Annotated in this window: 12 protein-coding genes; 2 read left to right on the forward strand and 10 right to left on the reverse strand. The window is 60.1% G+C overall.

Features of this window, described 5'->3' with window-relative positions; translation table 11 throughout:
• Positions 1-134: 134 nt before the first annotated feature.
• Entirely contained in the window at positions 135-1,616 is a 1,482-nt protein-coding gene (locus tag HMPREF2749_RS02795) for a glycoside hydrolase family 1 protein (RefSeq protein WP_070593452.1), read from the forward strand.
• 186 nt (positions 1,617-1,802) lie between these two features.
• On the opposite strand, the gene HMPREF2749_RS02800 is transcribed toward HMPREF2749_RS02795, so the two are convergent.
• The 10 genes from HMPREF2749_RS02800 to HMPREF2749_RS02845 all read right to left on the reverse strand — a co-directional run bounded on the left by HMPREF2749_RS02800 (position 1,803) and on the right by HMPREF2749_RS02845 (position 17,446).
• Positions 1,803-2,975, reverse strand: a complete 1,173-nt coding sequence (locus tag HMPREF2749_RS02800; RefSeq protein WP_070593375.1) for a GNAT family N-acetyltransferase — start codon at positions 2,973-2,975, stop codon at positions 1,803-1,805.
• A gap of 28 nt (positions 2,976-3,003) precedes the next feature.
• A complete protein-coding gene (gene uvrA / locus HMPREF2749_RS02805; protein ID WP_070593376.1) occupies positions 3,004-5,892 on the reverse strand; it encodes an excinuclease ABC subunit UvrA in 2,889 nt (962 codons plus the stop codon).
• 125 nt (positions 5,893-6,017) lie between these two features.
• Positions 6,018-6,791, reverse strand: coding sequence for an MBL fold metallo-hydrolase (locus HMPREF2749_RS02810; RefSeq protein ID WP_049338462.1), 774 nt, complete (start codon positions 6,789-6,791; stop codon positions 6,018-6,020).
• 1,375 nt (positions 6,792-8,166) lie between these two features.
• Entirely contained in the window at positions 8,167-9,879 is a 1,713-nt protein-coding gene (locus HMPREF2749_RS02815; RefSeq protein ID WP_005508799.1) for a formate--tetrahydrofolate ligase, read from the reverse strand.
• 232 nt (positions 9,880-10,111) lie between these two features.
• Entirely contained in the window at positions 10,112-11,161 is a 1,050-nt protein-coding gene (locus tag HMPREF2749_RS02820) for a zinc-dependent alcohol dehydrogenase family protein (protein WP_049352871.1), read from the reverse strand.
• A gap of 293 nt (positions 11,162-11,454) precedes the next feature.
• The gene (gene nrdF, locus HMPREF2749_RS02825; protein ID WP_049342043.1) at positions 11,455-12,432 is read right to left on the reverse strand and encodes a class 1b ribonucleoside-diphosphate reductase subunit beta; all 978 of its coding nucleotides are present in this window, start codon (positions 12,430-12,432) and stop codon (positions 11,455-11,457) included.
• A 147-nt stretch (positions 12,433-12,579) separates the two neighbouring features.
• Positions 12,580-14,760, reverse strand: coding sequence for a class 1b ribonucleoside-diphosphate reductase subunit alpha (gene nrdE, locus HMPREF2749_RS02830; protein WP_070593377.1), 2,181 nt, complete (start codon positions 14,758-14,760; stop codon positions 12,580-12,582).
• A complete protein-coding gene (gene nrdI, locus HMPREF2749_RS02835) occupies positions 14,733-15,263 on the reverse strand; it encodes a class Ib ribonucleoside-diphosphate reductase assembly flavoprotein NrdI (RefSeq protein ID WP_049342045.1) in 531 nt (176 codons plus the stop codon). Before nrdI ends, nrdE begins: the two co-directional genes overlap by 28 nt.
• A gap of 74 nt (positions 15,264-15,337) precedes the next feature.
• Positions 15,338-15,562, reverse strand: coding sequence for a glutaredoxin-like protein NrdH (gene nrdH, locus HMPREF2749_RS02840; RefSeq protein WP_005505794.1), 225 nt, complete (start codon positions 15,560-15,562; stop codon positions 15,338-15,340).
• Positions 15,563-16,336: 774 nt separating this feature from the next.
• Positions 16,337-17,446 (reverse strand): App1 family protein, encoded by a 1,110-nt coding sequence (locus HMPREF2749_RS02845; RefSeq protein WP_070593378.1) that lies wholly within the window; start codon positions 17,444-17,446, stop codon positions 16,337-16,339.
• A 177-nt stretch (positions 17,447-17,623) separates the two neighbouring features.
• Here HMPREF2749_RS02845 and HMPREF2749_RS02850 point away from each other — a divergent pair, with 177 nt between their 5' ends.
• Positions 17,624-18,748: a polysaccharide deacetylase family protein gene (locus HMPREF2749_RS02850; protein WP_070593379.1), complete on the forward strand. Its 1,125-nt coding sequence runs from the start codon at positions 17,624-17,626 to the stop codon at positions 18,746-18,748.
• The last annotated feature ends 181 nt before the right edge of the window (positions 18,749-18,929 follow it).

Below are 18,929 nucleotides of genomic sequence, written 5' to 3' on the forward strand. Positions count from 1 at the left end.
TCTCACGTGAATTTTCGTGTGAGAACACCGGGCTTTTGCGCGCCCGCTAACGTCCCAAAACAGCGCAAATCCTAGTAATCCCCCACCCCCTCCGCTAGGGTAGAAGAAAGACCTAAAGCACCTTGGAGGATGCCGTGCATCAGGACCAGCACATCACCGCCCAGACTACCTCTTTGCCCAACTCCAACCCGGCGCTGACCGAGCCGCAGCCGCTCGGCGCGTTCCCTGACGGGTTCCTCTTCGGAGGCGCCACCGCCGCCAACCAGTTCGAAGGCGCCTGGAACGAAGACGGCAAGGGCCCCAGCCTGCAGGATGTGCTGCCCGCCGGCGGCCTGCACCCGCGCACCGCGGAACCCACCGAGGACAACCTCAAGCTGGAAGGCATCGACTTCTACCACCGCTACCGCGAAGACATCGCCCTGCTCGCGGAGATGGGTTTCAAGGTCTTCCGCTTCTCCATCGCCTGGTCGCGTATCTTCCCCCGCGGCGACGAAGAAACCCCGAACGAGGCGGGCCTCGCTTTCTACGACCGCGTGCTTGACGAGCTCGAAAAGCACGGCATGGAACCGCTCATCACCCTCAGCCATTACGAAACCCCGCTACACCTGGTGGAGCAGTACAACGGCTGGACCAGCCGCGAACTCATCGGCTTCTACGAACGCTACGCCCGCACCGTGTTCGCCCGCTACGGCAAGCGCGTGAAGTACTGGCTGACCTTCAACGAAATCAACTCGATGCTGCATCTGCCGTTCATGTCCGGCGGCATTAACACCCCGGCGGATCAGCTCAGCGATGCAGACCTGTACCAGGCGATGCACCACGAGCTGGTCGCCTCCGCACGCGCCACCGCTGCGGCACGCGAACTGGCACCCGGCGCGCAGGTCGGCTGCATGATTCTTGCCATGCCCACCTACCCGCTCACCCCCGACCCCGCCGACGTACTCGCCGCCATGCAGACGGAACAGGCGAACTTCGCATTCGGTGACGTGCACGTGCGCGGCGCATACCCCGGCTACTTCCTGCGTGCCCTGCGTGAGAAGGGCGTGGAGCTGAACATCACCGAGCAGGACCGCGAGGACCTGAAGAACACTGTGGATTTCGTGTCGTTCAGCTACTACATGTCCACCTGCGCGACCGGCGACCCGGCACGAGGCGAGCGCGGCGAGGGCAACATCCTCGGTGGCGTGGCGAACCCGACCCTGCCCTCCAGCGAATGGGGCTGGCAGATCGACCCGACCGGCCTGCGCGTGGTCCTCAACCAGTATTGGGACCGCTGGCAGAAGCCGCTATTCATCGTGGAGAACGGCCTGGGCGCCCGCGACGAACTGGTTGAGGTGAACGGTGAGCTCACCGTGGAGGATGACTACCGCATCGACTACCTGCGCCAGCACCTGCGCGCGGTGCGTGAAGCCATCGAGGACGGCGTGAACGTGCTCGGCTACACCACATGGGGCTGCATCGACATGATTAGCGCCTCGACCGCGCAGATGTCCAAGCGCTACGGGTTCATCTACGTGGACCGCAACGACGATGGCTCCGGCACCCTGGAGCGCTACCGTAAGAAGTCCTTCCACTGGTACCGCGAGGTGATTGCCAGCAACGGCGCGGAGCTGTAACCGGTCAGGTTCTACCCCCGCCCCGCGAAACTAGCACGCGAAATTCACGGCGCGTGAAACTCAGGCCCCCTCGTAAGCCTGAGCCCCGCGAAACCAGCGACAAAAGGCCCCCGAGACTCTGAATCTCGGGGGCTTTTGCGCATGTCCGTTATGCCTAGCGCGGGCAAATCTAGTCTGTAAGCAAACCTAGTCCATGGGCAGGTCATTCAGGCTGGTCGAGACGTACTCCCACCAGGTCGGCACCAGCCCGGCGTTCATCGCGACCCTCTGCGAGAGGATGTGCGAGGGGCTCGTACCGTAGAACGGCAGGTACCCTTCCGCCAGGGTCAGACGTGCGGCATCACGCACCAGCACGCTGGCGATGCCGGCGCCGCGCCAGGCGGGCAGCACATCGATACCGATTTGGCGCATTATCGGCGAATCGTCGCTCACACCCACGAGGGCGATAGGGTCTGCGAGCGCAGGGTCGCTCTCCCCCGCCGCGGGTACATCAGCTGCATCCTCTTCCACCGGGTATGCGGCGAGCACCAGCACATCCGGGCGGGTCACGCTAAAGCCCAGCGCGTTCGAGTAGCGCTTATCCCCGCGGAAACGCTCAATCTGCTCAGCGTCCAGCAGCTCCACGCGCAGGCGGGTTACGCGCGTCTCGGTGTCCTCCGGGTCAACCTCAAGGGCACCGGCGGAGGCATTTGCTTCCCTACGAATAGTGCGCTCGCCGGTGATTTCGGCAAGTAGCGCTGCCTTCAGCTCGGCGGGGTCAACGCGACGCATCATACCCACACCGGGCACGGCACACTTGACCTCCTGCGCCTGCACGCCCTCCGGTACGACCGAGTTCAGCAGGGCGCGGCCGGGCGTGTAGTAGATACTCGTGCCGCTGACCTGCTGGGTGTAGGGGGTGAGCAGTTCGTTGAGCTGGCGAAGCTGCGCGTAGTCGCCCAACCAGTTCGACTGGTCGCCGAGCATGTAGTCAATCGCCTTCTCCAGCACACGCGGATGTTTGGCGCAGAGAATGCCAACGCTCGCGTAGTTGGCGACGCGCAACTCCCAGATGTCGTCGTTGCGGCGGCGTGCGGCACCCATCTTCTCGGAGGGAGGCTGCACGGTGGCGAGCAGCGGCAGGCTCTCGGCATCCGGGTAGTCGCGCAGCTCTTCGAGGGCGCGGCTAATCGACCCGGGCGCCTGGCAGAAGTCCGCCTCAAGCTGGGTGTGCAGGATGTGCCGGGCACGGTCCGCAGTGGTCACAGCGCCACGATTCACAACACCCCGGTTCACAGTGTCTCGGCGCGCGCCAAAGCCCGCAGCACCCGCAGAGCGCTCGGCTCCCGAGTTAGGTTCAGTTCCTTGAGTATCAGTCACGTAGGTTTCCTCTAGTTCAAGCTCTCGGCTAGCTCAGGATCTCAGCAAGGAACGCGCCGGTGTGCGAGCCCTTCACCTGAGCCACCTGTTCCGGGGTGCCTTCGGCGATGACGGTGCCGCCGCCGCTACCGCCTTCGGGGCCCATGTCGATAATCCAGTCGGCGCACTTGACCACGTCTAGGTTGTGCTCGATGGTGATGACGCTATTGCCCTTGTCAACCAGCGATTGCAGCACGGCGAGCAACTTGCGGATGTCCTCAAAGTGCAGGCCGGTGGTCGGCTCGTCCAGCACGTAGATGGAGCGGCCGTTGGAGCGCTTCTGCAGTTCGGTTGCGAGCTTCACGCGCTGCGCTTCACCGCCGGAGAGGGTGGTTGCGGGCTGGCCCAGGCGAATGTAGCCCAGGCCCACGTCCACGAGGGTGTTCAGGTGGCGCGCAATCGGGGTGAATGCGGCGAAGAACTCTGCGGCTTCTTCCACGGGCATTTCGAGTACGTCGGCAATGGTCTTGCCCTTGTAGTGCACTTCGAGAGTTTCGCGGTTGTAGCGCTTGCCGTGGCAGGTTTCGCAGGGTACGTACACATCCGGCAGGAAGTTCATTTCAATCTTCAGGGTGCCGTCGCCGGAGCAGTCCTCACAACGGCCGCCCTTGACGTTGAAGGAGAATCGGCCGGGGGTGTAGCCTCGCATTTTCGCTTCGCTGGTCTCTGCGAACAGCTTGCGGATGTGGTCGAACACGCCGGTGTAGGTGGCGGGGTTCGAGCGCGGGGTACGGCCGATGGGCGACTGGTCCACGTGAATGACCTTGTCCAGGTGTTCCAGGCCGTCGATGCTCTTGTGGCGGCCGGGTACCTGCTTGGCGCCATTGAGCTTGTTCGCCAGGGAGGTGTACAGAATGTCGTTGACGAGGGTGGATTTACCCGAGCCGGACACGCCGGTCACCGCGGTAAACACGCCCAGCGGGAAGGACACAGTCACGTTCTTGAGGTTGTTTTCGCGGGCGCCGCGCACGGTCAGCTGGCGTTCCTTGTCCACGGAGCGGCGGGATGCGGGCACCTCAATGCTGCGGCGGCCAGCCATGTAGTCGCCGGTAATGGACTTGGTGTTCTTCAGCAGGTCCTCGAAGCTGCCGGAGTGCACGATTTCGCCGCCGTGTTCGCCGGCGCCGGGTCCTACGTCCACAATCCAGTCGGCTTCGCGCATGGTGTCTTCGTCATGCTCAACCACGATAAGCGTATTGCCCATATCGCGCAGCTTGGTCAGGGTTTCGATGAGGCGGCGGTTATCACGCTGATGCAGACCGATGGAGGGCTCGTCGAGCACGTAGAGCACGCCGACCAGGCCGGAACCAATCTGGGTTGCGAGGCGGATGCGCTGCGCCTCACCGCCGGAGAGCGTACCGGCGGAGCGTGAGAGGGTCAGGTAGTCCAGGCCCACATCCAGCAGGAACTGCAGGCGCGCGTCAATTTCTTTGAGGACCTGCTCGCCAATCTTGGCTTCGCGGGCGCTGAGCTGCAGGCCGCGCACGAAGGCGAGCGCGTCAGCCAGGGACAGGTCGGTAATGTCTGCAATGGACTGGCCGCCGACCTTCACGCCAAGGATGGTCGGGTTCAGGCGCGCGCCACCGCAGGAGGGGCAGGCGACCTGGCGCATGTACTGTTCGTAGCGGTCGCGGGCAAAGTCCGATTCGGTTTCTTCGTGCTTGCGCTTAATGTACGCCTTCACGCCTTCGAATCCGGAGGTGTAGCGGCGTTCGCGGCCGAATCGGTTGCGGTAGGACACCTCAACCTTGTAGTCCTTGCCGTCCAGGATGGCGGCGCGGGTCTTGGCGGGTAGGTCCTTGAAGGGGGTGTTCAGATCGAAGCCGAGCTCCTCCCCCAGGCCTGCGAGCAGGCGCAGCCAGTATTCGGTGGTTGCTTTGCCCTGCGACCAGGGGGCGATAGCGCCCTCGCCGAGGGTCAGGTCGGGGTTGGGTACGAGCAGTTCGGTGTCTACTTCCAGGCGCGAGCCGATGCCGTCGCAGGCACTACATGCGCCGAACGGCGAGTTGAAGGAGAAGGCGCGCGGCTCGATGGTGTCAATCTGCAGCGGGTGGTTGTTGGGGCAGGCGAGGTTTTCGCTGAAGGAGCGGGTGCGTTCGGGGTCGTCCTGCTCGCGGTCCACGAAGTCGATGAGTACGCGGCCGTCGGCGAGCTTGAGCGCGGTTTCGATGGAGTCGGTCAGGCGCTGGTGAATACCGTCCTTAATGACGATGCGGTCGACGACCACCTCGATGGTGTGCTTGTACTGCTTGGCGAGCTTGGGCGGGTCGGAGAGCTGCACGGTTTCGCCGTCCACGCGGGCACGCGAGTAGCCCTGCGTCAGCAAGTCCTTGAAAAGGTCCACAAACTCGCCCTTACGTGCGCTGACGACGGGTGCGAGGATCTGCAGGCGGGTGCGTTCGGGGTACTCCTGCAGAATATCCGCAATCTGCTGCGGGGTCTGCTGGGTGATTTCTTCGCCGCATTCGGGGCAGTGCGGGTGGCCGATGCGCGCCCAGAGCAGACGCATGTAGTCGTAGATTTCGGTGATGGTACCGACGGTTGAGCGCGGGTTCTTGGAGGTGGACTTCTGGTCGATAGACACCGCCGGGGAGAGGCCCTCGATGAAGTCTACGTCGGGCTTGTCGACCTGTCCGAGGAACATACGCGCGTAGGAGGACAGCGACTCGACGTAGCGGCGCTGACCTTCCGCAAAGATGGTGTCGAAGGCGAGGGAGGACTTACCGGAGCCGGAGAGGCCAGTGAAGACGACCATCGCATCACGCGGAATGGTGAGGTCTACGTTCTTGAGATTGTTTTCGCGGGCACCCTGAACCCGGATACTGGTCAGGTCGTTCGCTTTGAGTGCGGTGCTACCGTGTGCCGGGCGGGGTGTCATCGAAAATCCTTTCGTCTTATCTTCGAACTTAAATTCTACACCCTCACGCCTTTCACCAGCGGATTATGCGGCGGGTGAAGGCATGAGGGTGCAGCACTTATATGAGGCGGACTGTCAGGCGCGGTTTACCAGCCGCGGGTTCCCCACTCTTCCAGGTGGGGGCGCTCGTCGCCGAGGGTGGTGGAGCGGCCATGGCCGGGCAGTACGATGGCGTCGTCTTCGAAGCCGCCGAAGAGCTTTTCGAGCACGTTGGAGAAGAGCTCGCCGAACTGCTGCGGGGAGTCGGTCTTGCCCACGCCGCCGGGGAAGAGGGTGTCGCCGGTGAACAGCAGGGTTGCGGGGGTGCCGTCTTCCCAGGTGGTTTCGAGGGTGTAGACGATGGATCCGGGGGTGTGGCCGGGCACGTGCAGGGCGCGGATGACGGTGTCGGAGAGGTAGAAGTCGAAGCTTTCGCCGCCGGTCAGCTCCTCTTCGACGGTGTAGTCTTCCTGCTCCTTAATAGCGGCTGCGTCAGCGGCGCCTGCGGAGGTGACGGCACCGGTGAGGCGGTCGAGCTCCTTAATGGCACGGATGTGGTCCCAGTGGCCGTGGGTGACCAGGATGCCGGTCAGACCGATTGCGCGGGGCTTGAGGGAGTTGAAGTCCTCGTCCCTCTCCATAACGCGCACGCGGCGTTCTTCGCCGTCTGCCAGTTCGAGCTGCGGGCAGTCGTGCAGGAGCGCGTCGAGGGTGTAGGCGTAGAGTTCTTCTGCGTCGTCTGCGGGGTCGATGAGTACCTGCTCGCCGGTGGCGCGCATGGTGATGAGGTAGACGCTGTTGTCCATCTCGGAGACGCTGAACGCACGGACGGTCAGTTCGGGGTTCTCAAAGATGAGGGTGGGTTCGGGGTAAGTAGTCATAGTTCCAGTGTAGGGGTTGTGACCGCACAGCATGCGCCTATGCGGTTCGCTCCCCTATCAGCGCATTCGGCATTGACCGCGCGGGATACATGTACGGGTTGCCTGTGCGGGATGCACAGGGAATAGATTCTGGAGCACGCTCGGTACGGATTGGGTTCAGCGCGGATTAGGTTCCGGCTGGATCCCGCCCGGCTGAGGGTTCAGCGAAATTCAAACAGCGAAATTCAAAAGTCCACTGAAATTCAAAAGTTAAACAGAGAAGCGACTGCGCATCGATACACAGTCGCTTCTCATGACACCCAGGGGTATCTATCACTCACTCAAACACAAGCAACCCGAGGACTTTAGAAATCTCACGATTACTTGATGACTCAATAGTAGCGAACTTTTTGGGGGCTGTTTTACCACCCCATTTGGTACGGAGAGCCAGATTTAGTGACCCACACCTCATTGTAATCATTCTGTAATAAAAACAGGTGTTTTTTAGGGTATCCATACGTACCAATTTCATTTTTTTCGAGTTTTGATGTGACTTATTTCACCCAAAACAATTTCAGATTTTCCCTCATTTGGCACTTTAGTGCACCTTTAACTTGAGCTTCATGCTCACCAATCTTGAAGGCTCAATGCCCGGTTTTAGCCCGGTATTCCGCGGAAGTAGAGGGTTAAGGTAAAAGTATCTTCAAGTAGTTGCAACTTCATTAACCGGAAAAAATGTACTGCTCACCGTTCAAAATCTGCACAATTATTCGCGCGAGGGCAAAATCAATTGGTCTGTTTTACCCCTGTAGGTACCCCCTAAAGTAGAGGTTTTATTACAAAACAATAACATCAGCCCCACATTCAGGTTCACTGAGTGCACCCATTAAAACCCCTTTCAAAAAGCAAAATACCTAGTCAATGCCGTATTTTCACAAAATGCAAGACAGTGTGTCACTAAAAAATCAACCTCTATAGATTGTTTAATAAAACCTGACCTTTAAGCACAAATAGAGCCCAATTATTAACCAGCACGTACCAATTTCACCCTCAAAACAGGCGCTCTAGAAGCCTCAATGAAAGGTTGAAAGACCCCTCCACCAGGGGTTTCAGGATCCTTCACTCTCCCTAGTTTCAGCCCGGTTGCAGCCTAGTTTCAGCCCGGTTGTAGCCTGGCTGCAACCTAGTTTCACTCTATTTTCAAGAGCTCCGCTCTCCCCGCCCTCAAGCGTTGCGCACCTCGTATTCGCCCCGCATACATCCATGTATCTGGGGCAGAGCACTCCACAAAAGCACCATAGGGCACAGCAAAGGCGGCGCCTCTCCCCCGCTGTGGGGAAGGAGCGCCGCCTCCACTAGCTATAAATCAGCTGGAACAGCCGCTTTAGGACAAGCCTTAGGACAGGCCGACCATCACGCCGTTCTCGTCGAAGCCGATGCGCTCAGCTGCGGGGCTCTTGCTCAGACCCGGCATGGTGCGCATGGTGCCGCAGATAGCGTAGACGTAGCCAGCACCTGCAGCCAGGCGAACCTCGCGCACGGGCAGGGTCCAGCCGGTCGGTGCGCCCTTCAGAGTTGCATCCGAAGAGATGGACAGGTGGGTCTTCGCGATAACCACGGGCAGGTGCGAGTAGCCCAGCTCAGCAAAACGCTTCAGCTGCTTAGCGGCGGCGGGAGCGATGGAGATGCCGTCCGCGCCGTAGACCTTGGTGGCAACCTTCTCAATCTTGGTCTCGATGGAGTCCTCAAGATCGTAGGTGTACTTCAGATCCGAAACGTCGTCACATGCCTCAGCGACCACGTCTGCCAGGTCGGTGGTGCCCTTACCGCCCTCAGCCACACCGCGGTGGATAGCGACGCGAGCGCCAGCTTCCTCAGCGATACGACGGATGGTCTCGTGCTCGGACTCGAAGTCGGTCGGGAAGGCGTTGATTGCCACGACCGGCTGAACACCGAAGTTGCGCACAATCTCGATGTGCTTCTTCAGGTTCTCTGCACCCTTCTCCACGTCGGAGGGGCTTTCCTGCAGCATGCCTTCGGGCAGGGGCTTGCCCGGAACGATCTTGTACAGGCCGGAGTGGGACTTCAGGGAGCGCACGGTCACGACGAGCACTGCTGCGTCCGGCTTCAGGCCGGAAACGCGGCACTTGACGTTGAAGAAACGCTCCGCACCCATGTCGGCACCGAAGCCAGCCTCGGTAATCACGTAGTCGGAGTACTCCAGACCAACGTAGTCTGCGACCACGGAGGAGTTACCGGTTGCGATGTTACCGAAGGGGCCCGCGTGAATCAGCGCGGGGGTGTGCTCCAGGGTCTGCAGCAGGTTCGGGTTGATTGCGTCTGCCAGGATGACGGACATTGCGCCGTCAGCCTTCAGGTCGGCTGCGGTGACGGGCTCGCCGTCGTAGTTCAGGCCGATCACGATCTTTGCCAGGCGCTCGCGCAGGTCCTTGAAGGAGGTTGCCAGCGAGAGAATCACCATGATTTCGGAGGCGCTGGTGATGTCGAAACCGGTCTCGCGGACCACGCCGTCCATGCGTTCGCCCAGGCCCACGACGATGTTGCGCAGGGAGCGGTCGTTCATGTCGATAACGCGGCGCCACTCGATTGCGCGCGGGTCGATGCGCAGCTCGTTGCCGTGGTGCAGGTGGTTGTCGATCATGGCGGCAAGCAGGTTGTGCGCTGCGGTGACGGCGTGGAAGTCGCCGGTCAGGTGCAGGTTCAGCTTCTCCATGGGAACGATCTGGGAGTAGCCGCCGCCTGCTGCGCCGCCCTTGATGCCGAAGGTCGGGCCCATTGCGGGCTGACGCAGAGCCAGGATTGCCTTGCGGCCGGTCTGGGCGAAGCCCTGTGCGAGGGAGACGGAGGTTGCGGTCTTACCTTCACCGAGCGGGGTGGGGGTGACTGCGGTAACCACGATGTACTTGGAGCCGCGCTTGCGGGCGGTCTCTGCGTTGGTGGTTTCGTCGAGGAGGACCTTAGCGACATACTTGCCGTAGGGTTCAAGGCGATCTTCGCTGATGCCGTTGTCTGCTGCGATCTTGTTAATAGGCCAAAGATCGGCGGCAAGTGCGATTTCGAGGTCGGAAGGGAAAGGCTTCTTCGTCATTGTCATCCTTCGAGTTGTACGAATCATGCTCTTTTATTCTATGCCTTGGCTCACTCATTTGTCCCTCACCTCGCCGAAAGGTGGCAAATAAACCCAATTTTTAATGCACTAATCCCCGCAACCGGCACCCTACACTCACGTGGAGCGGCAGGATCGGTGCGGGGATTAGTAGCGCATACACGCCGGGCTACCGGTACAGGAACCGGCATAAGAACGGCGATACGACCGGCTATTACGGCATGGTCAGCAGAACCTTGGTGGCGGTACGCTGGTCCATTGCCTCGTAACCCTTAGCCGCCTCGTCGATGGGCAGAACCAGGTCGAATACCTTACCGGGCTCAATTTCGCCCTTGTAAATCAGGTCGATGAGGGTCGGCAGGTACTTACGCACGGGGGCGGGGCCACCCTCCAGGTGAACCTGCTTGCCGAAGAGCTTATCGGTGCCGATGGAGCTGTCGTGCGGCACGCCCACGAAGCCGATGTAGCCGCCGTGGCGTACGCAGCCGAGAGCCTGGTCGAAGGACTGCTGGGTGCCGACAGCCTCCGCAACGCCGTGTGCGCCCACGCCGTCGGTGAGCTCCATGACCTTGGCGATGCCCTCTTCGCCGCGCTCTTCCACGATGTGGGTTGCGCCGAATGCCTTAGCGAGAGCCTGACGTTCGGGGTTGCGGGACATGATGATGATCTTCTCTGCGCCGAGCTGCTTAGCGCCGATGACTGCGCTCAGACCGACTGCACCGTCGCCAACAACGACGATGGTCTTGCCGGGGCCTGCCTGCGCTGCGTCTGCTGCGTACCAGCCGGTGCCGAGCACGTCGGATGCCGCCATCAGGTGCGGGATCTGCTCTTCGGTGGGGGCTGCGGGGGTCTTGACGAGGGTGCCGTCTGCGAAGGGTACGCGGGCGTATTCTGCCTGGGTGCCGTTGGAGCGCATGCCGATGTAAGTGTCGCCTGCCGCGATTGCCTTGAGGCAGCGGGAGGGGTAGCCTGCGGTGCAGGTTTCGCATTCGCCGCAGGAGATGCAGAAGGAGCCTACGACGAAGTCGCCGGGGGCTACGGTGGTGACCTCGGAGCCTACTTCGACGACTTCGCCGATGTATTCGTGGCCCATTGCCCGGTGGTCGACGGGCTTTGCGTCTGCGCCGCGGTAGGGCCACAGGTCGGAGCCGCAGATGCAGGATGCTGCGAGCTTGATGATGGCGTCGGTGGGTTCGAGCAGGGTCGGCTTCTCAACTTCGTTGACGACGACCTTGCCGGGGGCTTCCATAACAACTGAACGCATGATGTTCCTTTCAAATCTGCGTTGATAGTTAGTCGTATCAGAGTACGCCCCGCACCCCGATATATCAATAATTTTTTATGCTACGGGGTGAAGGTAAAAATTCCGACAACCGGAACCAGAAAGACCGCTCCTACTCCCCTGCTTCTCCGCCGCTTCCGCGCCAGGTTATACCGGGGAAGCCTGGGCATCCTGGCACGTTAAATAGCCCGGTTAAACGGCGGAACCCCCGCGCATCCACAGTGGACACGCGGGGGTCGGTTATCTCAGCCTTATATCTCGAGACGAGAAGGGGCTTAGAAGTCCCAGTCCTCGTCCTCGGTGTTCACGGCCTTACCAATCACGTAGGAAGAGCCGGAACCGGAGAAGAAGTCGTGGTTCTCATCCGCGTTCGGGGACAGCGCCGACAGGATCGCCGGGGACACGTTAGTCACGGACGCCGGGAACATCGGCTCGTAGCCCAGGTTCATCAGAGCCTTGTTAGCGTTGTAGTGCAGGAACTTCTTCACGTCCTCACTCCAACCCACACCGTCATACAGGGAGTGGGTGTACGCCACCTCGTTCTCGTACAGTTCGTACAGTAGGTTGAAGGTGTACTCCTTCAGCTCTGCCTGACGCTCCGCGGACTCCTTCGCCAGGCCGCGCTGGAACTTGTAGCCAATGTAGTAGCCGTGCACTGCCTCGTCACGAATAATCAGACGAATCAGGTCAGCGGTGTTGGTCAGCTTCGCGTGCGAAGACCAGTACATGGGCAGGTAGAAGCCCGAGTAGAACAGGAAGGACTCCAGCAGAGTGGAGGCAACCTTCTTCTTCAGCGGGTCGTCACCGGTGTAGTAGGACAGAACAATCTTCGCCTTCTTCTGCAGGTGCTCATTCTCAGCAGCCCAGCGGAACGCCTCGTCAATCTCCTTAGTGGAGGCGAGGGTCGAGAAGATCGAGGAGTACGACTTTGCGTGCACGGACTCCATGAACGCAATGTTGGTGTACACGGCCTCTTCGTGCGCGGTCACAGCGTCCGGCAGCAGGGACACAGCACCGACGGTACCCTGGATGGTGTCCAGCAGGGTCAGACCGGTGAAGACGCGCATGGTCAGCTGCTTCTCTTCCTCGGTCAGGGTCTTCCAGGAGGGCACGTCGTTGCTCAGCGGCACCTTCTCCGGCAGCCAGAAGTTACCGGTCAGACGATCCCAAACCTCAAGGTCCTTCTCGTCCTCAATACGGTTCCAGTTGATAGCCTCGACCACGTGGTCGACGAGCTTCACCTTTTCGCTCATTAGTAATTCTCCGATTCTTAAGGGGCGGTTACGGTGCCACGCGCGGCCAGCCAGTCGCGCAGGCGGTTTGCGTGTTTACCGTAACCGCCCCTTCCAGTCTTTAGTTATAGTGTGCCAGCTCAGGCTGAATGCGTCACAGCATTCGGGCTAGAGCATGCAGGATACGCAGCCTTCAACCTCGGTACCTTCAAGAGCCATCTGACGCAGACGGATGTAGTAGATGGTCTTGATGCCCTTACGCCATGCGTAAATCTGGGCGCGGTTGATATCGCGGGTGGTTGCGGTATCGCGGAAGAAGAGGGTCAGCGACAGGCCCTGGTCCACGTGCTGGGTTGCCACGGCGTAGGTGTCGATGATCTTCTCGTAACCAATTTCGTAGGAGTCCTGGTAGTAGTCCAGGTTCTCGTTGGTCATGTACGGCGCCGGGTAGTAGACGCGGCCGAGCTTGCCTTCCTTGCGGATCTCAATCTTCGAAGCGATCGGGTGAATCGAAGAGGTCGAACCGTTGATGTAGGAGATGGAGCCGGTCGGCGGAACAGCCTGCAGGTTCTGGTTGTACATACCGTACTGTGCCACGTCAGCAGCCAGCTGAATCCACTCTTCACGGGTGGGGATGTGGTGCTTAGCGAACAGTTCGCGGGTACGCTCGGTCTGCGGTGCCCATTCCTTCTCAATGTACTTTGCGAAGAACTCACCGGACGCGTACTTCGAGTTCTCGAAGCCCTCGAAACGCTGGCCGCGTTCCTTAGCAATCTGCATGGAGGCGCGGATTGCGTGGTAGGCGACGGTGTAGAAGTACATGTTGGTGAAGTCCAGTGCTTCTTCGGAACCGTAGTAGACGTGCTCGCGTGCCAGGTAGCCGTGCAGGTTCATCTGGCCCAGACCCACGGCGTGGCTCATGCCGTTGCCGCGCTCGATGGAGGGTACGGAGCGGATGTCAGACTGGTCGGAGACGGAGGTCAGCGAACGAATCGCAGTTTCCACGGTCTTGCCGAAATCGTCGCCGTCCATGGTCAGTGCAATGTTCAGCGAGCCGAGGTTGCAGGAGATGTCCTTACCGACGGTCTCGTAGCCGAGGTCAGCGTGGTAGGTGGACGGCTCAGAAACCTGCAGGATCTCGGAGCACAGGTTGGACATGATGATCTTACCGGCGATGGGGTTCGCGCGGTTGACGGTGTCTTCGAACATCACGTACGGGTAGCCGGACTCGAACTGGATCTCTGCGATGGTCTGGAAGAACTCACGCGCGTTGATCTTGGTCTTGGTGATGCGTGCATCGTCGACCATTTCGTAGTACTTCTCGGAGACGTTGATGTCGGAGAAGGGCACACCGTAGATGCGTTCCACATCGTACGGGGAGAAGAGGTACATGTCCTCGTTCTTCTTCGCCAGCTCGAAGGTGATGTCGGGGATGACAACGCCCAGGGAGAGGGTCTTGATGCGGATCTTCTCGTCAGCGTTCTCACGCTTGGTGTCCAGGAAGGCGTAGATGTCGGGGTGGTGTGCGTGCAGGTACACGGCACCGGCACCCTGACGTGCGCCGAGCTGGTTTGCGTAGGAGAAGGCGTCTTCCAGCAGCTTCATGACGGGGATAACGCCCGAGGACTGGTTCTCAATCTTCTTAATGGGCGCACCGGACTCGCGCAGGTTGGTCAGGGCGAATGCCACGCCGCCGCCGCGCTTGGAGAGCTGCAGTGCAGAGTTGATGGAGCGGCCGATGGACTCCATGTTGTCTTCCATGCGCAGCAGGAAGCAGGAGACGAGCTCGCCGCGCTGACGCTTACCTGCGTTGAGGAAGGTGGGGGTTGCCGGCTGGAAACGGCCGGAGATAATCTCGTCGACGATGTCTTCGGCGAGCTTCTCGTTGCCTTCTGCCAGCAGCAGTGCGACCATGCAGACGCGGTCTTCGAAACGCTCCAGGTAGCGCTGACCGTCGAAGGTCTTGAGCGCGTAGGAGGTGTAGAACTTGAAGGCACCCAGGAAGGTCGGGAAGCGGAACTTCACGGCGTAGGCGCGCTTGAACAGGTTCTTAATGAACTGGAAGTTGTACTTGTCGAAGAGTTCCGGCTCGTAGTACTGGTTCTCGATCAGGTACTCGATCTTCTCTTCCAGGTCGTGGAAGAAGACGGTGTTGTTGTTGACGTGCTGCAGGAAGTACTGACGTGCCGCCTGACGGTCTGCATCGAACTGGATCTGGCCGTTCTCATCGTAGAGGTTCAGCAGTGCGTTCAGCTCGTGGTAGCTCATACCCTTGAACTTCTCGGGCACGCTCTTGCCGTTGTGGCTCGCACCGAGAGTTTCTAGTGCTGAGGGCAGTTTTGCGTCCAAAATGCTTCCAATCCTTCGTTGACTTTTTCTACATCTGAATCGGTGCCCATGAGCTCAAATTTGAAGAGCACGGGCACATCGCACTTCTTGGCGACAATGTCTGCCGCGATACCGAAGAGCGGACCAAAGTTGGTGTTGCCGGAGCCAATCACACCGAGTATGTGGTGGCGATTCTGCTCCACGTTCAGGAATTTAACCACCTGCGGGGGAACGTTACCGGCGCCTTCGGGCTTGCCGTAGGTGGGGACGATGAGCACGAACGGCTCATCAAGAATGAGGGTGTCTTCGCCGGTGCGCAGCGGCAGGCGGAGGCGGCGGGCACGGATCTTCTCCACGAACTTGTGGGTGTTACCGGAGATGGAGGAGAAGTACACGATGAGTGGCGCTGTATCGTCCAGTTCGTCCTCGGTCGCTCGACCCTCGGAAGCATTGCGTGCATCCATAAGAATCTTGCGGATTTCTGCGTGCTCGTCGACGGGGTTGGGCGTGAGGGCGGTACTCAATCTGTACTCCTTATTCTCGTGGGCCGGTGTGGTTCCGTGCCGATTTTCCGTTTGTACGGGTTTCGGCAGGGTTGTTACGCTGCCAGAGCGTTGATCTTGTCGGGCTGGAAGCCGGACCAGTGCTCGTCGCCTGCGATGACGACGGGTGCCTGCATGTAGCCGAGGGACTTGACCATTTCGAGGGCCTGAGCGTCTTCGGTGATATCAACCTTGGTGTAGCTGATACCCTTCGCGTCGAGGGCGCGGTAGGTCATGTTGCACTGGACGCACTGGGGCTTGGTGTACACGGTCACTACCATGGGAGTGCCTCTTACTTTCTCCCGCTCGGGCGGGCTTATCTCGTGAATGAATCTGGCGTGTTTCGTCGGTGGTTCACCACGTGTTATTTACGGCGGGCGCTGTGCCGTCCACTGCCCCCTCCTAGTGGGGCGTGGCGGTTTCCTGCTCTGGGGCAGGGCGCCTAAAAGTGCCGTAGTGGTGGAACCGAGTATTAATACTACATCTAGTGTCGAGATTTTTCTGCACCACAAGATGATGTGGTGCGAGGGTCGTGTTTCGTTCGATAAACCCACAGTTGAACCCACTTAAGAGGGGGTGTCTACAGCTTATCCACACCCTGCCGCGGGGCTAGTTCGCCGTATTTTCGCGGGGTGTGCCGGGTTATCCACAGGTGGGGTTTAAGTTGGTCAGGATTTTTAAGGGTTCATTCGCCCGCTGAGTTGAGGTTCAGTTAACCTCATGTATGCGTTTGGGGGCATAAAACCCGGCAGATTCGGGCTTGATTTTAAAGAGATTTCCGCTCTCACCCGTTCTTGCGCGGAACGGCGCGGTTTTAAAGCAGAACGGACTTTCTTAAAGGCGGGGGTTAACCCCCTTCGAGCGGGTTTAAGCTATGTGATTAAGGCTGTAGAAAAGATTTTTAACTCTTTTTCAGCAGCCGGTGTGTCGTGGGTTTAAGTTGGTTAATTCCGCTGAAACACCAAAACCCACCGCATATACCGGCATTTCGCGGTATTTGCGGTGGGTTTACAGGCTATAGGCACAGATTTTAGCAACCGGCGAGCAGTAACCGGCTAGAAATCGATCAGGCCCAGCTCACGCAGCTTCTTGCTCAGCGTTACGCCGTCTGTGGCTTCAATCCACAGCGGCGAGCGCATCATCTGTTCGGCACGGTAGTCACTCCACACGCGACCGGAGGCGAGCATGGTCTCCCCCACCGTCAGATTGCGGATGACAATTGCCGCGACGTTGTCCGGGTAGCGTACCGCGAAGCCGTTGTAGATGTACGGGTCGCGCTGCCCGTCGTCACCGACGAGGATCCACTTCATCTGCGGGAATTCCTCGGCGAGTCGGCGCAGGGACTCGACCTTGTGGTTGGTTCCGGAGCGGAACCAGCGGTCCGGGGTGGGGCCCCAGTCGGTGAGCAGGAACGTGCCGCGCGGGTAGCCGTTGCGGCTGAGGAAACGGCGCAGGGTCGGGGTGATGTTCCAGGCGCCGGTGGACAGGTACATGAACGGCGCATTCGGGTGGCTGCGGCGGATACGGTCGGTCATGACCGCCATGCCGGGGGTGGGGATACGTGCGTGCTCGTCGAGGATGAAGGAGTTCCAGGCGGCAACCATGGGGCGCGGCAGCATGGTGACCATGACGGTGTCGTCGACGTCCATGATGACGCCGAGCTTCTGGCTTTCGGGAACGATGTAGACGCTGGTTGCTACGGCGCGGGAGCCGGGCACGTACATGATGACTTCGTGCATGCCAGGGTCCAGGTCGATGCTGAGTTTGACGTCGAGTACGCCGCCGCGGTCGGTGTACGCCTCGTGCTTGGTGCCGTCGATGACGATGGTGACGGGCACGTCGGACATTGCGGTTGCGGTGAAGGAGCGCCAGCCGCGCATGGGGTTGGCGGTGTCTTGGGTGCCTTCTACGACTTGCAGGAGGCGTTCGAGGTTGACCGTCTTGTAGAGTGCGCGGGCGATGATGCGGACCCAGCCGGGGTTGCCGTCGAAGGCGGTGCGTCCGTAGCCTTCGGAGGGCACGAGGATGGGTTCACGGCCGGCGGCGATGGCGCGCTTTTCACGCCACCTGTGCAGCCGGTCTGCAACGCGGTAGCCGATGTTGACTGCCTCGTCGGCAGCATCGTTCACAAGGTTGCGCAATTCGTGAGTGCCCAAATTCTCCATCCCACTAGTGTAGCGGAGCGTTACCGGCTTGAGGCTTCTTGATTTTGTGTTCTTATACCTAGTTTTTATACCTATTAATACTGTGGTGCTGAGCGCGCGGTGTGATGTGCACATTATTTAGGGTGTATTCGCTGTTCAGATTCGTTCCTTGCAGGTGGGGGCGTTATCCTGGAGAGTATGACCCACTCACAGCCTAACCGCCGACTTTTTGTGCTCGGCACTGCTATGCTTCCGCTGATTGCTGCCTGCTCGAAGAAGTCGAATGACTACGACGGCACCAGCGGTAATTTCACTCCGTATCAGGCTGGCGGCGAGACCTCTGCTACTGCTACTCGCCCCGCACCCACGAATTCGCCGACGGTTGCCGCTGCTGGCAACCCGGTTGATAAGCCGCGCGAATGGCCCGGCATCGGCAACTCCCTCATTGGTGACGGCAAGTATGTTGCGTGGACTGTTGATGACGGCGCAAGCCCGGAGGCGATTCGCGGCTACGCTGAGTTCTCGAAGCGTACGAATACTCGCCTGACTTTCTTCATTAACGCTTCTTACACCGGTTTTAAGGAGCATGTGTCGTTGCTGCGTCCGCTGGTTCAGAGCGGCCAGATTCAGGTTGCGAACCACACGTACAGCCACGCCGATCTGACCACCCTGGATGCTGAGGGCGTGAAGGAAGAGCTGCAGCGTAACGAAGACGAGATTATGAGCATGTTCGGTGTCTCGTCGAAGCCGTACTTCCGCCCGCCCTACGGCCGCTACAACGATGCGGTGCTGAAGGCTGCCGGTGAGATTGGTTTTACCCGCCCGGTCATGTGGAACGGCACCACCGGTGACGAGGCGAAGACCAGCTCCCGCGTGATTTACATGCGTTGCATCCGCTACATGCTGCCGCAGCAGATTGTGCTGGGTCACCTGAACTACGAGACGATCATCCCGATTCTGGATAAGGTGAAGGGTCTGATTGATGACCGCGGCCTGACTGCGGTGACGGTTCGTGACTACTACGGTGACGCATCCGAGGAAGAGATTAAGGCGGCGGCTCCTTCGCCGACCCCTACCCCGGAGGAGAAAACCCCGGAGCCCGAGCAGACCACTGAGGCACCGGCAACCCCTACCCAGGAGCCGACTACTGAAACTCCGACTCAGGCACCGACCACCCGCTATGAGGATGAGGTAGCGGCTAGCCAGCAGGCTACTACGGCTCCGGCGGCAACGACTGCTCCGCCTGCTCGTGCGACGGCGGCTCCGGCGGCTACGACCGCACCGGCAGGCACGACGAGCGCTTCGGCAGCTGCCCGCCGATAGGCTCGCGTATATCGCGTGTGCTAAGCCCCCTTGACCCGGTTCCCCTACGGACCGGTACGAGGGGGCTTTGCCGTACCCGGCGAGAATAAACGCGCGGGAATAAAGGCTGGGGAATAAACGCGGCAACCGGGGCGTTAGGTGAGCGTACAGTTGCGGCAGTTGCCCCATCCGAGTGTGAGAG

This window comes from Rothia sp. HMSC075F09 (assembly GCF_001810515.1).
In the GTDB taxonomy this organism is placed as follows: Bacteria; Actinomycetota; Actinomycetes; order Actinomycetales; family Micrococcaceae; genus Rothia.

Bases quoted from the DNA above. Each gene is read 5' to 3' on its own strand.
- uvrA (WP_070593376.1), bottom strand. From the start codon at position 5,892: ATGACACCCCGCCCGGCACACGGTAGCACCGCACTCAAAGCGAACGAC.
- HMPREF2749_RS02810 (WP_049338462.1), bottom strand. From the start codon at position 6,791: ATGACTACTTACCCCGAACCCACCCTCATCTTTGAGAACCCCGAACTG.
- HMPREF2749_RS02815 (WP_005508799.1), bottom strand. From the start codon at position 9,879: ATGACGAAGAAGCCTTTCCCTTCCGACCTCGAAATCGCACTTGCCGCC.
- HMPREF2749_RS02820 (WP_049352871.1), bottom strand. From the start codon at position 11,161: ATGCGTTCAGTTGTTATGGAAGCCCCCGGCAAGGTCGTCGTCAACGAA.
- nrdF (WP_049342043.1), bottom strand. From the start codon at position 12,432: ATGAGCGAAAAGGTGAAGCTCGTCGACCACGTGGTCGAGGCTATCAAC.
- nrdH (WP_005505794.1), bottom strand. From the start codon at position 15,562: ATGGTAGTGACCGTGTACACCAAGCCCCAGTGCGTCCAGTGCAACATG.
- HMPREF2749_RS02845 (WP_070593378.1), bottom strand. From the start codon at position 17,446: ATGGAGAATTTGGGCACTCACGAATTGCGCAACCTTGTGAACGATGCT.
- HMPREF2749_RS02850 (WP_070593379.1), top strand. From the start codon at position 17,624: ATGACCCACTCACAGCCTAACCGCCGACTTTTTGTGCTCGGCACTGCT.